This window comes from Ruegeria sp. ABD4_443 (assembly GCF_056160865.1).
On the sequence record NZ_JBSWYA010000001.1, the window covers coordinates 331922 to 344808 of the forward strand.

Sequence of the window (12887 nt, forward strand, 5' to 3'; positions counted from 1 at the left end):
ACAGATGCCCCCAAACGGGTCAATTGAATTGTCATGGTTCGAAAGGTGAGGCAATGTAAGCATATGAAAACAGTGACACGCCTGCTTATTCTACCGGCGATCCTGACGGCCTGCGGTCCGCTTTCGCTGTATTACCGCGAGGGGGAAACCGTGTCGCAGATGCAGACCGAGACGACCCGGTGCCAGGTGCTGGCGCTGGAAAAAGCCCCCGTGGCCAACCAGGTCCGTCAAAGCCCGCCGGTTTACTGGCCCGGGCGCACCTATTGCGACGGTCGCGGGCGCTGCTGGCAATCGCCCGGCTGGTGGCAACAGGGCAATATCTACACGGTCGACGTGAACCAGCCGCTGCGCAACAAGGTCGAGGCGCAATGCATGGCCGAAAAAGGCTATCGCCCGGTCAGTCTGCCGCCCTGCAAGCAGGCGGTGAAATCCGGCGCCCCTGCGATGGCCACAACCCGGCTGCCGCCGTTGGGCACGGCCTCGTGTTTCGTGAAATTCGACGACGGATCGTTCCAGATCATCACGCCGGGCCAATCCGGCTGATGGCGCGGTCGGCTTATCCGTCCGGTTTCCGGTCATGTCTGCGGCGGAACCCGAGCCAGAGATGCAACAGCATGGCAGCAGCGTAAAACCCGATGACGGCGGCGAACATTCCCGCCTCATCGCTGCGCCCAAGCACCCACAGCAGGACCGGTGTGCCCAGCAGGTTTCCGGCATTTCCCATCTGCGCCAGCGCCCCATAGCTCAGCGCCTGGTTGTCTGCCGTTTGGTTCAACTGCGGGACAGCGGCAAAGCTGCCGCCCTGAACAAGCCCCAGAACCGAGAACAAACCGATGCAGACCATCCACAGCGGCGCACCGAAATACGATGCCGCCAGGGCGATGATACCCAGCCCAAAGCCGATATTGACCACCGCCACGGCGGACATGACGTTCAGCAATACAGGCACCGCCAGCCAGGACAGGACAATTCCGGCCAAAGGCATCAGCCCGGCGATTTGCGCGCTCAGCCCCGAAGGCAGCCGGCCCGGCAGGATCGCCAAAAGCGACACGAAGGTCAGCGTATAAAAGAACCACCCGATCGCCGGGGCCGACACATAAGCCGACCGATAGCTGTTCAGATGGGCCTGAACAAACAGCGCAACACCCCTGCCCCCGTGATCGACCTGGTCCTGCACCACGCGGATGCGGCACATCAGGACCAGCGCCATGATCACCAGCATCAAAATGCCGTGCAGCGCGAAATAGGCAGGCAGGCCGTACCAGTCCACGAATGGCAACCCGATCCAGACATTCAGCGCAAAGGCCACACCAAAGAACGAGCTCCACAGAACCATGGCGGCATTGCGCGCCCTGCCCCGGGTCAGCTGCGCAATCAATGTCGGCGCGGCCACCACGATTGCCAGATGCGAAAGCCCTTCGACGATCCGGCTGGCCAGCATGACCGGAAATGGCGGGATCATGGCCTGCAGCAGCGAGACCGCACCACCAAGCACCAGTCCAAAAGCCAAAAGGCGCAGCGGGCCGATCTTGCCCGCAATCGCCCCCGAAACAGCGCCCAGTATCGCCCCCATCAGGCTGATGATGGACAAAAGCCATCCAAGCGCCTCGGCATGGGCCGGGTAAAAAAGACCGACCTCGGCAAACGGCACGGCAATCTTGGCAAATTGCGTGGCCGCGCCCAGCCCGGCCAACCACAACAGGATGACCTGCAAAAACGTCATGAACGGAAATCTCATAGGGCGGGTTGTAACGCCGACGGTCGGCGGCGGAAATCCGAAAAACGCAGGCGCCCTGACATTGGCAATTGCGCGGCGACACCATTTCGCATGGCTCGGTTTCGGCCGCTCCGCGCTGCGCCGCAGCCTCCGGTCGGGCGGGCCCGCCGTGCCGGACGCCCTTTTCGGGGCGGCGTCAACCGGCCCCGATTGCGCCCTTATTCTACCGGCTCGGCCTCATCCAGTTGCGCAACCCGCGCGCCCGACTTGTTCGAGGTGACAACCCCCAAAGACTTGAGCTTGCGGTGCAGCGCGCTGCGTTCCATGCCCACGAAACTGGCGGTGCGGCTGATATTGCCGCCAAACCGGTTGATTTGCGTCAGAAGGTACTCACGCTCGAACGCCTCGCGGGCTTCGCGCAGCGGAAGCGTTGCCAGCGCGCCAGACAGCACCACCCGGCCTGAATCGTCGGTCTTTTCTTCTTCGTTCGGCAGTTCGCGCGCCTCGATCGGGCCAGAACCATCGCCCAGGATAAGCACCCTTTCGATCAGGTTCTTCAGCTGTCGGACATTGCCGGGCCAGGTCATGGTCTGCAACAACGCAACCGCTTCCTCGGACAGGTCGCGAACCGGCAGCCCCTGGGTTTCGTTGCACATTTCAATGAAATGCTGCGCAAGAACCGGGATGTCTTCGCGGCGTTCCTCAAGCGAGGGAACCGCGATCGGCACCACGTTCAGCCGGTGATAAAGCTCTTCGCGGAACCGGTTCGCGGAAATCTCGGTTTCCAGATCGCGGTTGGTCGAGGATATCACCCGCAGATCGACCCGCACCTTGTCCGAGCCGCCGACGCGCTGGAACTGCTGATCAACCAGCACGCGCAGGATCTTTGACTGGGTCCCCAGCGGCATATCCGCGACCTCGTCGAAATAGACCACGCCGCCATGCGCCTCTTCCAAAAGGCCCGATTCCACGCCCCTCTCGGCGGATTCGCGGCCAAACAGGACCTCTTCGACCCGTTCGGGTTCGATCCCGGCGCAATTCACGGTCACAAAGGGCGCATTGGCCCGGTTCGAATGCGCATGAATATAACGCGCGGCGATTTCCTTGCCTGACCCCGCAGGCCCGCTGAGCATGACCCGGCCGTTGGATTTCGTGACCTTGTCCAGATGCCCCTGCATCGTGCGGAAAGCGGCCGATTTGCCGATCATGTCGGAATTGCTGACTTCCTTGCGCTTGAGCGAGGCGTTTTCGCGGCGCAGGCGCGAGGTTTCCATCGCGCGGCGGATCACGACCATCAACTGGTCAATGTTAAAGGGCTTTTCGATGAAATCATACGCGCCCTGCTTTATCGCCGCCACGGCAATCTCGATGTTGCCATGGCCGGAAATGATCACCACCGGCACATCCGGGTTGTCACGCTTGACGGCCTTGAGAATGTCGATCCCGTCCATGCGGCTGTCCTTCAGCCAGATATCCAGGATCAACAGCCCCGGCGGCTCTGCGTTGATTGACGACATGCACTCGTCCGAGTTCGCCGCCAGCCGGGTGGAATAGCCTTCGTCCTCCAGAATGTCGGACACCAATTCGCGAATATCGCGTTCGTCATCTACGATCAGAATGTCGCTCATCTTTGGCCTGCTTTCAGTTTGTTGGTTTTAATCGCCACTTTTTCCGGCGCATTGGTCGGGCCGCCTGAGGCCCCTGGCAAACGGATAACGGCCATCGCGCCAAAATGGTCCTGTCCGTCAAAGGTGGGCGCGTCTTCCAGGGTCAGCGCTCCGCCATGTTCTTCGATGATCTTCTTCACAATGGGCAGCCCCAGACCGGTGCCCTCGTCCCGCGTGGTGACATAAGGTTCAAACAGCCGCGCCCGGTCCTCGGGCAGGCCGATGCCATTGTCGGCAATGGTGATCTCGGTTCCGGCCTGATCTGTGGCCACCTTTACCTGTATCTGCGGCTCCAGGTTTTCTGGCGCCCCTTTTTGCTTAAGGCTTTCAATGGCTTCTCCCGCGTTCTTGATCAGGTTCGTCAGCGCCTGGCTCAGCATGGTTGCATCAACATCGGCCAGAATGGGCTGATCCGGCAGCTCTGCATCAATGCGCACATCGGGCTGCCCGGCCTGCTGCAACAGAACCGCCTCGCGCACCAGCCCGGCGATGTCTTCCTCGCGGCGTTCCGGTTCGGGCATCCGGGCGAATTTCGAGAACTCATCGACAATGCGCCGCAAGTCGTTGGTCTGACGCACGATCACATCGGTCATCGACACCAGGCTGTCGCAATCCTCTTCGTCCAGCTTGCGCGAAAACTTGCGCTTGATGCGCTCGGCGCTCAGCTGGATCGGGGTCAGCGGGTTCTTGATCTCATGCGCGATGCGCCGGGCCACGTCGCCCCACGCAGCCATACGCTGCGCGCTGACCAGATCGGTCACGTCGTCAAAGGCAACCACATATCCCTCAAGCCCGCCATCTTCGCCGCGCCGGGTGGCCATGCGGACAAGCAGGTTTTCCAACTGCCCCTTGCGGGTCACCTTGACCTCGCCCTGCACGGCCTCTTGCCCGCTTTCCTTAAGGCTTTCGAACAGCGGCAGGAACTCGGGCACGGCAATACCGATGGACAGGTGTTCTTCGCCGCGCGACCAGTCCAGCAGACGTTCGGCGGACCGGTTCACGAAAGTAACGCACCCGTCGGAATCGACCCCGACCACGCCCGAGGTGACCGAGCTGAGAACCGAATCGAACAGCCGCCGCCGGCGTTCGATCTGGCGGGTGTTTTCCAGCAGCGTGTCCCGCTGGCCCTTCAACTGTCGCGTCATCTGGTTGAAATACCGGCCCAGCATGGCAATTTCGTCATCGCTGGCCTCTTCGATGACCTGCACGCCCAGATCGCCCGCGCCAACCCGCTGTGCCGCCGTTGTCAGCCGCCCCACCGGGCGCGACAGGCGTTCGGCAAACCACATACCCAGCGACACGGCGGCCAGGATCAGGATGACCGCGAACCCAAGGTACAGCAAGCCGAACTCGAACAGGACACGACCCCGTTCGTTCTCCAGTTGCTGATAGAACTGCGCGGTTTCCTTGGTGTCATCAAGCAGCGTCAGCAACTGCCCGTCAACATCGCGGCTGACATACAGGTAACGGTCCAGATAGGCCTGCAACGGCACAAGGGCCCGAAATTCGTTGTTGGGCCAATCCGCGATGATCAACAGGCCCTTGTCCTGGGATTCGATGATCTGTTCCGGGGTTGGTGCCTCGTAATTGAACAGATAAGACCGGTCGCCGCGCGACCTGATTTCACCACTGCCATCAATCACATAGGCCTCACGCAGGCCCCGTTGTATCTGCGCCTGCCCCTGCGCAAGAACCTCGCGCAGTTCCGCGTCCGAGATATAGAAATCCAGCGACCGCGCATTATCCAGGAAACGGGCCAGCACGGCGGCGTCCTGGGTCAGCCCGCTGCGGTGTTCCAGCTCGTACGCTTCGGCCGCCGTCAGCGACGACCCAACAACCTGCCGCACCCGATCCGAGAACCAGCCCTCAAGCCCGATATTCACCGTCAACCCGGCAAAGATCGCCACGGTGACAGTCGGAACCAGCGCCAACAGGGTAAACGCGCCGATCAGACGCAAGTGCAGCCGCGACCCCGCCGATTTGGCACGGCGCGCGACGATAAGATTGCCCAATTGGCTGAACACCAGCGCGGCGACCACAAGGATGTAGACCAGATCGGCCAGCAGAATCAGACGCAGGGTCGGCGCCGAGGCCCCAAGATCAAACGGACCGATCACCAGATAGGTCGCAAGCGTCAGAACCGGCCCCAGAACAACCAGCCCCAAGGTACCGAAATTGCGCAGTTTTCGGGATTTACGCCACCGATTCATCCATAAAATCGGCCCGCTCTGTGCCCGGGTTGCCACTGTCTGCCCTCATCCTGATGTGTCGCTGTTGCGACGGACCGCCATATTTCGTGATCTTTGCCGGGCCAGAACCCGGATGCCACGCTTTGTGTGGCGATATTACATCAGTTTGCGGCGGCGTGTCACCTGAATATCGAGTTCGGTGATCTTTTTGCGCAGCGTATTCCGGTTGATCCCCAACAAATCGGCGCATTTCGCCTGATTTCCGCCGGTTGCCTCAAGCGCAATTTCGATCAGCGGCGCCTCGACTTCGCGCAGGATACGCTGATACAGGCCCGGCGGCGGCAACATGTTGCCATGCAGGTCGAAATACCGGCGCAAATGGCGCGCGACCGAGGCCGACAGCTTTTCACGCTCACCGCCACCCAGAACCGGCTCGGCTTCGGGCTGGCTGCCCAGCACCGTTTCGACTTCGATCTTGGAAATCTCGTCGGACCGGCTGGTCAGGCTCAGGCGGCGAATGGCGTTTTCCAGCTGGCGCACGTTGCCGGGCCAGGAATAGCGCCGCACCAGTTCCACCGCCTCGGGGCTGAGCCAGCGTTTGGCGCCGTTTTCGCGTTCCTCGCGAGCCAGGAAATGATCGGCCAGCAGCGTGATATCGTCGACCCGTTCGCGCAGCGCCGGAACGTGGATCGTCGCCCCGCACAGCCTGTAATACAGGTCCTGGCGCACGCGCCCGGTTTCCATCGCTTCGGTCAGGTCAGACTGGCTGGTGGCCATGAAACGCGGGATGTGATCGCCCGGCGTATCCATCATGCGCACGATACGGGCCTGAATCTCGTCGTCGATATCGTTGATCTCGTCGATCAAAAGCGTGCCGCCCCGCACACGGGCCATCACCCGCGCCGGGCCTTCGAGGTCGCGCAGGTCGGCAGCGGTCGCGGTCACGAAGGGCAAGGTGCGGCGGTCCGAGAAATCGTGAATAGCCCGTGCAATCAGCGACTTTCCGGTTCCGCTTTCGCCCGAGATCATGACCGAAAGGTCCGTGTTCATGACACGGGCGACAAGACGGTAAAGTGCCTGCATGACCGGGGTCCGCCCGACCAGGGGCAATTCGTCCGGACGGTCTTCGGCGTCATCCGCGGCTTCGGGCTGAACCCGCTGTTTCTGCTCAAGCGCACGGGCGGTCCGTTTCATCAGGTCCGGCAGGTCGAACGGCTTGGGCAAATAGTCATATGCCTCGGCCTCGGCCGCCTGAATCGCCGTCATGATCGTGTTCTGCGCCGAGATCACGATTACCGGCAGCCCCGGTCGGTCCTGCGAAATCTTGGGCAACATCTCAAGGCCATTTCCGTCGGGCATGACCACATCCGAGATCACCACGTCGCCCTTGCCTTCGCCGACCCAGCGCATGAGCGTGGTCAGGGACGAGGTGGCATGCACCTTGCACCCGGCCCGGGTCAGGGCCTGCGTCAGAACCGTGCGGATCGTGCGGTCGTCATCTGCTACCAGTACTGTGCCATCCATCGGAAGGTCTCCTATCTTGTGCTCTTAGCGGCCTTGTTCTGTGTCTCGGGGTGCCCGTCGCAGCGACAGGCGGAATACGGTGCGTCCCGGCACGGAATCGGCAGAAATCCAGCCGTCATGGTCCGAGACAATCTTGCTGACCAGCGCCAGCCCGAGGCCGGTGCCGTTTTCCTTGCCTGAAACAAACGGGTCGAAAATATCGCCCCGGATGTCCTCGGGCAGGCCCGGTCCGTCATCAATGATCTCGACCTGCAGGGGCAGCGAATGCCCCGAGCCGTCGCTGCGGCGCAGGCGGAACGAGTGTTCGAAATAGGTCCGCAGGCGGATCGTCCCTCCGTCGGGACCGGCGGCCTCGGATGCGTTTTTGAGCAGGTTCAGAACAACCTGAAGGAACTGATCCGGGTCGCCATAGGCCAGCGGCAGCGAGGGATCGTAATCCTCGATGATTTTCATCTGTGCGCCAAAGCCCAACAGCGCCGAACGCCGCGCACGGTCCAGAACGTCGTGAATGTTGACCGGCTTGAAATCCGGGCGCGACAGGTTTCCGAATTGTTCGACCTGTTCCAACAGCTTCACGATCCGGCGGCTTTCGGCGACGATCAGATCGGTCAGTTCAAGGTCTTCCTGCGAGATATTCATGCTCAGCAACTGGGCGGCCCCGGTGATCCCGGCCAGCGGGTTCTTGATCTCATGGGCCAGCATCTCGGCCATGCCAATCGCAGATTGCGCGGCTGATTTGACCGTGTTGCCGCGGGTCATGCGCCCGGCCAGTTCGCGCGGCGTGATGATCATGATCATCGAACCGGGCTGCCCCACAAGTGGCGCGATCTGCAACGCGCATTGCAGCGGTGCCCTGCTGCCCGTCCCGACATCCACATCGTTGACGAATAACGGTGTGCCCTGCGCCCTGGCCCGCAACAGCGCCTCTTCCAGCGGCGCATCCACCGCGATCTGGTCCCACACGGGCTGACCGACAACCGCCTTGCGCGACGCGTTCAGAAACCCCTCGCCTGACGAGTTCACATCGGTGATGAGATCGGCGTCATCAATGATGAACGCGGGCACTGGCAGCGATGTCCAGATATCGCGATCGGGCGTCATGCGGCTTCCTTTCCGGTGTGATCCAGGGCATCGCCCAACAGGCGCAGAACCTCGGCCGGGTCGCGCGCGGTCAGGATCGTGCGGCGCAGGCACGGGGCCGTGCCCGCCGCGTCCATGTACCATCCCAGGTGTTTGCGGGCGACGCGCAGCCCCAGTTCGATGCCGTAGAATACCAACATCGCCTCGTAATGCGCGCGCACCATGTCGATCAGGTCCGGGCCCACAGGGATAACGGGCGGCGCGGTCCCGAACAGGTCGTGACCGATCTGTGCCAATATCCAAGGGCGCCCCTGCGCGCCACGCCCCACCATGACGCCATCGGCCCCCGAAAGGCGCATGGCCCTGTCGGCCGAGCCCGTGTCAACGATGTCGCCATTGGCCACGACCGGGATCGAAACGGCATCCTTGACGGCGGCAATTGCGGCCCAATCGGCGCGCCCCTTGTAGAACTGGCACCGCGTGCGGCCGTGGATTGTCACCATCTGCACCCCTGCCTCTTGCGCCCGGCGGGCGATATCGGGCGCATTCAATGCCGCATCATCCCAGCCCAGCCGCGTCTTTAGCGTCACCGGAACGTCAACCGCGCCGACCACCGATTCGATCAGGTGCAGCGCGTGGTCCGGCGTCTTCATCAGCGCCGATCCCGAATACCCGTTGGTCACTTTCTTGGCCGGGCACCCCATGTTGATATCAATGACCCGCGCCCCCCGGTCCACGACCTGCCGGGCTGCCTCGGCCATCCAGTGGCCATCGCGCCCCGCCAGTTGCACCGCCGTGTTTTCCACATCGGCAGACAGTTCCGCACGTTCGCGCACGCCGGGTTTGGCCTGTACCATCTCCTGGCTGGCGACCATTTCACTGACCACAAGCCCCGCGCCGAACCGCGAGACGAGGTCGCGGAACGGACGATCGGTGATTCCGGCCATCGGTGCCAGCAAGACCGGCGGGTGCAATTCCTTGTCAGCAAGATGCAGAGTCAACGTGCTTAATCCTTGAGCAGTTGGGTTTTAGATATCGAATTCGCGGCATATGAACAACAAAACGGCGGCCTTCAAGCCCGCAAAATCATCATCTGCCTATTTTTTGGGCAAGTTACCACGGGTGATTGCCTCTGCATTCACCGCCGCCTAAACAATGGCCAAACAGGAGAGCCAGACCCCATGACCACCGCCGCCATCATCGTCGCCGCCGGACGCGGATCGCGCGCCGGAGGGGTCATGCCCAAACAGTGGCGCATACTGGCCGGGCGTTCGGTCGCCGACCGCAGCATTGGTGCCTTTCGGGGCCTGGTCGACCATATCGTCCTTGTGGTGTCGGCACAGGATTGTGATGCCTGGGAACAATACCGCGACACGGGGCTGATCCTGGCCGAGGGCGGCCCCGACCGCGCCGCGTCGGTCCGGAACGGCCTGGCGGCGCTTGACGGGTTGGGCGTATCGCGGGTGCTGATCCATGACGTTGCCAGGCCTTGTGTAAGTGAACGGATCATCCGCGACGTTTTGGGTGCGCTGGACAACAGCCGCGCCGCGGCCCCCGGTCTGGTGGTGACCGATGCGCTGTGGACCGGCGACGGGGCGATCGTGACCGGCACGCGCGACCGTGCCGGGCTGTTTGCGGCGCAAACGCCGCAGGGGTTTCACCTTGATGCGATCCTGGATGCGCACAGCACCCATCCCGGCGGCGCGGCCGACGATGTCGAGGTCGCCCGGTCCGCCGGAATAGACGTGGCCATCGTGCCCGGCGACCCGGACAACCTAAAGATCACAACGCCCGGCGATTTCGCACGGGCAGAACGCATAGTGGGAATGGACATGGATGTAAGACTGGGCAACGGATACGACGTGCACAGGTTCGGCCCCGGAGATCACGTCATACTGTGCGGCGTTCCCGTCGCGCATGATCGCGGCTTGCAGGGGCACTCGGACGCTGATGTTGGCATGCACGCAATCACCGACGCGATCTATGGCGCGCTGGCGCAGGGCGATATCGGCCAGCATTTCCCGCCCTCGGACCCGCAATGGAAAGGTGCGGCCAGCGACATATTCCTGCGTCACGCCGCCCAGCTTGCCCAGACCATGGGATACCGCATCTCGAATGTCGATTGCACGCTGGTCTGCGAATATCCCAAGATTGGCCCCCACGCCGCGGCCATGCGCGAAACACTGGCGGCAATCCTGGGGCTGCGTCCCGACCAGGTATCGGTCAAGGCAACCACGTCCGAGAGGCTGGGTTTTACCGGCCGCAGCGAGGGCATCGCGGCGCTCGCCACGGCCTGCCTGGTGAAATCATGAGCGCGGCATCCCTGATCGGGACCGTCTGCGGTGTCGGGCATATCAGACCGGCACCGGGCACATGGGGGTCGCTGGCCGCGCTGCCACTGGCCTGGGCCCTGCACATGCTCGGCGGGTTTCCCCTGTTGGTTCTGGCCACCGGCCTTGTTTTCGTGGCGGGCCTGTGGGCCACGCGCGAACTGACGGCCGGCAAGGATGATCACGACCCGTCGGAAATCGTGATCGACGAGGTCGCCGGGCAATTCATCGCGCTTTGGGCAATTTCCTACCCGTCCTGGGCGCATGGCATCGACATCACCGCGCTGTGGCCCGGCTGGGTCGCGGGCTTTGCCCTGTTTCGCCTGTTCGACATCACCAAGCCCGGCCCGGTCGGCTGGGCAGACCGTCGGGGCGACCCGATGGGCGTCATGCTGGACGACGTGATCGCCGGGGGTTTCGCCGCCATCGGGGTTCTGGTCCTGGCTGGCATTTCGCATGGGGTACTGGGCCTGTGAACGCCGCAAACCTGCTGGAACACGCCAAGGCCCGCGGCATCATGATCGCCACCGCCGAAAGCTGCACGGGCGGCATGGTCGCGGCGGCCCTGACCGACATCCCCGGCAGCTCAGCCGTGGTCGAGCGGGGGTTCGTGACCTACACGAACACCGCCAAGCAGGAAATGTTGGGCGTCGCCGCCGACACGCTTGCCGCCCATGGCGCCGTCTCAGAACAGGTTGCCGGGGAAATGGCCGACGGTGCCCTGCGGTTTTCGCATGCATCCCTGGCGGTTTCGGTCACCGGCATTGCCGGGCCGGGCGGATCAGAATTCAAACCCGAAGGGCGGGTCTGTTTCGGGCTGGCGTCCTCGGGCCGGGCCACTGTCACCGAAACCGTCGAATTTGGCCCGCTGGGGCGGGATCGCGTGCGCCACGCGGCACGGGATCATGCGCTGAACCTGCTTTTGCGCGGCATTCAGGAACTGCCCACCTTTTAGGCACCCACATCCCATTTCAGCCCTTTTTATAATCGCTTTGCAAAAAGCCCCTATTTTGTGCGGCTTTTTGGGGCCTTGCCTCTTTTTTCTGCGCCCGCCCTCCGCTTCAAGAGCGCGCACCACCGCTCACATCGTGTTGGGCTGCGGGTTGTCCCTGCGGTCCGGCACCAGTATACGGCAAAAGGAGACTGGCCCATGAACGGAGCCGATACAGCCTGGATCATCGTTGCAACCGCATTGGTCCTGTTCATGACATTACCGGGACTTGCCCTGTTTTACGGCGGCCTGGTGCGCGCGCGAAACGTCCTGAGCGTTTTCATGCACTGTTTTTCGATTGCCTGCCTGATGAGCGTTCTGTGGCTGGTCGCGGGCTATTCCATCGCGTTCGGCGATGGGGGATCGGGGCTGTGGGGCGGCCTGGGCAAGGCCTTTCTGAATGGCGTCGATGCGGACAGCCTGTCAGGCAATTTGCCCGAGATCCTGTTTTTCGCCTTTCAGATGACCTTTGCCATCATCACCCCGGCCCTGATCGTCGGGGCCTATGTGGAACGGGTCGGCTTTGGCTTTGTCCTGACATTCTCGGCCTTGTGGATGCTGTTGTGCTATGCACCGGTCGTTCACTGGATCTGGGGCGGCGGCATCCTGACCGATGGCGGAATTCTCGGAGAGGTCGGCGTTCGCGATTTCGCCGGTGGCATCGTGGTTCACGAAACCGCCGGTATCGCCGCGCTGATCATCGCCGTCGTCCTTGGCCCGCGCCAGAACCGCACCACGCCGCCGCACAACCCCGGTTTCGTGATGATCGGCGCGGCGATGTTGTGGGTTGGCTGGTTCGGCTTTAACGGCGGGTCACAGCTGGCCGCTGATGGCGGTGCCGCGATGGCGATGACCGTGACCCATATCTCGGCCGCCACCGCGTCGCTGTCCTGGGCCCTGTGGGAGCGCATCAAATACGGCAAGGCCTCGATGGTGGGGCTGGTGACCGGTACGATTGCAGGCCTCGCTTCGATCACACCCGCGTCGGGATATGTCGACCCGGTGCAGGCCCTGATCATCGGTGCCGTCGCAGGGGTTCTGTGCCAGGAAGGCGTCAACATCGTGCGCAACAAGCTGAACATCGACGACACGCTGGACGTCTTTGCCGTGCACGGGCTTGGCGGCATCTTCGGCACCATCATGATTGCCGTATTCGGCCTGGGCGCCTGGACTGCACAGCTTGGCGGGCTGGTTATCGTGGGTGCCTTTACGTCAGTTGTCACGATTGTGTTGATCAAGGTGGTTGCACTGATCACGCCGCTTCGCGTAGACCCGGAGACCGAGACAAACGGGCTCGACCTCTCGGTTCACGGAGAGCGCGCCTATGATATGAGCAGCTGAGCCCACCTCAGCCAGCTCGGTGCCCGCATGGGCCAAAGCGGATCCCTT

General features: G+C 62.7%; 11 protein-coding genes. 5 read left to right on the forward strand and 6 right to left on the reverse strand.

The window, feature by feature from the left end; genetic code table 11:
* Positions 1-63: 63 nt before the first annotated feature.
* Positions 64-543 (forward strand): hypothetical protein, encoded by a 480-nt coding sequence (locus ACXAG8_RS01655; protein ID WP_475221606.1) that lies wholly within the window; start codon positions 64-66, stop codon positions 541-543.
* A 13-nt stretch (positions 544-556) separates the two neighbouring features.
* Here the strand turns inward: ACXAG8_RS01655 and ACXAG8_RS01660 are convergent, their stop codons facing one another.
* From ACXAG8_RS01660 to dusB, 6 genes are all read right to left on the reverse strand, one after another.
* Entirely contained in the window at positions 557-1738 is a 1182-nt protein-coding gene (locus ACXAG8_RS01660) for an MFS transporter (RefSeq protein ID WP_475221608.1), read from the reverse strand.
* Positions 1739-1935: 197 nt separating this feature from the next.
* On the reverse strand, positions 1936-3345 hold the full coding sequence (gene ntrX, locus ACXAG8_RS01665) for a nitrogen assimilation response regulator NtrX (RefSeq protein WP_475221609.1): 1410 nt from the start codon (positions 3343-3345) through the stop codon (positions 1936-1938).
* Positions 3342-5594, reverse strand: coding sequence for a sensor histidine kinase NtrY-like (locus ACXAG8_RS01670; protein WP_475221611.1), 2253 nt, complete (start codon positions 5592-5594; stop codon positions 3342-3344). The genes ntrX and ACXAG8_RS01670 overlap by 4 nt, the downstream gene beginning before the upstream one ends.
* Before the next feature lie 135 nt (positions 5595-5729).
* Positions 5730-7097 (reverse strand): response regulator, encoded by a 1368-nt coding sequence (locus ACXAG8_RS01675; RefSeq protein WP_475221613.1) that lies wholly within the window; start codon positions 7095-7097, stop codon positions 5730-5732.
* Positions 7098-7121: 24 nt separating this feature from the next.
* Positions 7122-8198 carry a two-component system sensor histidine kinase NtrB gene (locus ACXAG8_RS01680; protein ID WP_475221616.1) on the reverse strand — a complete coding sequence of 359 codons (1077 nt, stop codon included), beginning with the start codon at positions 8196-8198 and terminating at the stop codon, positions 7122-7124.
* A complete protein-coding gene (gene dusB, locus ACXAG8_RS01685) occupies positions 8195-9178 on the reverse strand; it encodes a tRNA dihydrouridine synthase DusB (protein WP_475221618.1) in 984 nt (327 codons plus the stop codon). The genes ACXAG8_RS01680 and dusB overlap by 4 nt, the downstream gene beginning before the upstream one ends.
* A gap of 180 nt (positions 9179-9358) precedes the next feature.
* On the opposite strand from dusB, the gene ACXAG8_RS01690 reads away from it, so the two are divergent.
* The 4 genes from ACXAG8_RS01690 to ACXAG8_RS01705 all read left to right on the forward strand — a co-directional run bounded on the left by ACXAG8_RS01690 (position 9359) and on the right by ACXAG8_RS01705 (position 12839).
* Positions 9359-10489, forward strand: a complete 1131-nt coding sequence (locus tag ACXAG8_RS01690) for a bifunctional 2-C-methyl-D-erythritol 4-phosphate cytidylyltransferase/2-C-methyl-D-erythritol 2,4-cyclodiphosphate synthase (protein WP_475221619.1) — start codon at positions 9359-9361, stop codon at positions 10487-10489.
* Positions 10486-10983 (forward strand): phosphatidylglycerophosphatase A family protein, encoded by a 498-nt coding sequence (locus tag ACXAG8_RS01695; RefSeq protein ID WP_475221620.1) that lies wholly within the window; start codon positions 10486-10488, stop codon positions 10981-10983. The genes ACXAG8_RS01690 and ACXAG8_RS01695 overlap by 4 nt, the downstream gene beginning before the upstream one ends.
* Entirely contained in the window at positions 10980-11462 is a 483-nt protein-coding gene (locus ACXAG8_RS01700; RefSeq protein ID WP_475221622.1) for a CinA family protein, read from the forward strand. The genes ACXAG8_RS01695 and ACXAG8_RS01700 overlap by 4 nt, the downstream gene beginning before the upstream one ends.
* 195 nt (positions 11463-11657) lie before the next feature.
* Positions 11658-12839: an ammonium transporter gene (locus tag ACXAG8_RS01705; protein ID WP_475221623.1), complete on the forward strand. Its 1182-nt coding sequence runs from the start codon at positions 11658-11660 to the stop codon at positions 12837-12839.
* Positions 12840-12887 lie beyond the last annotated feature (48 nt).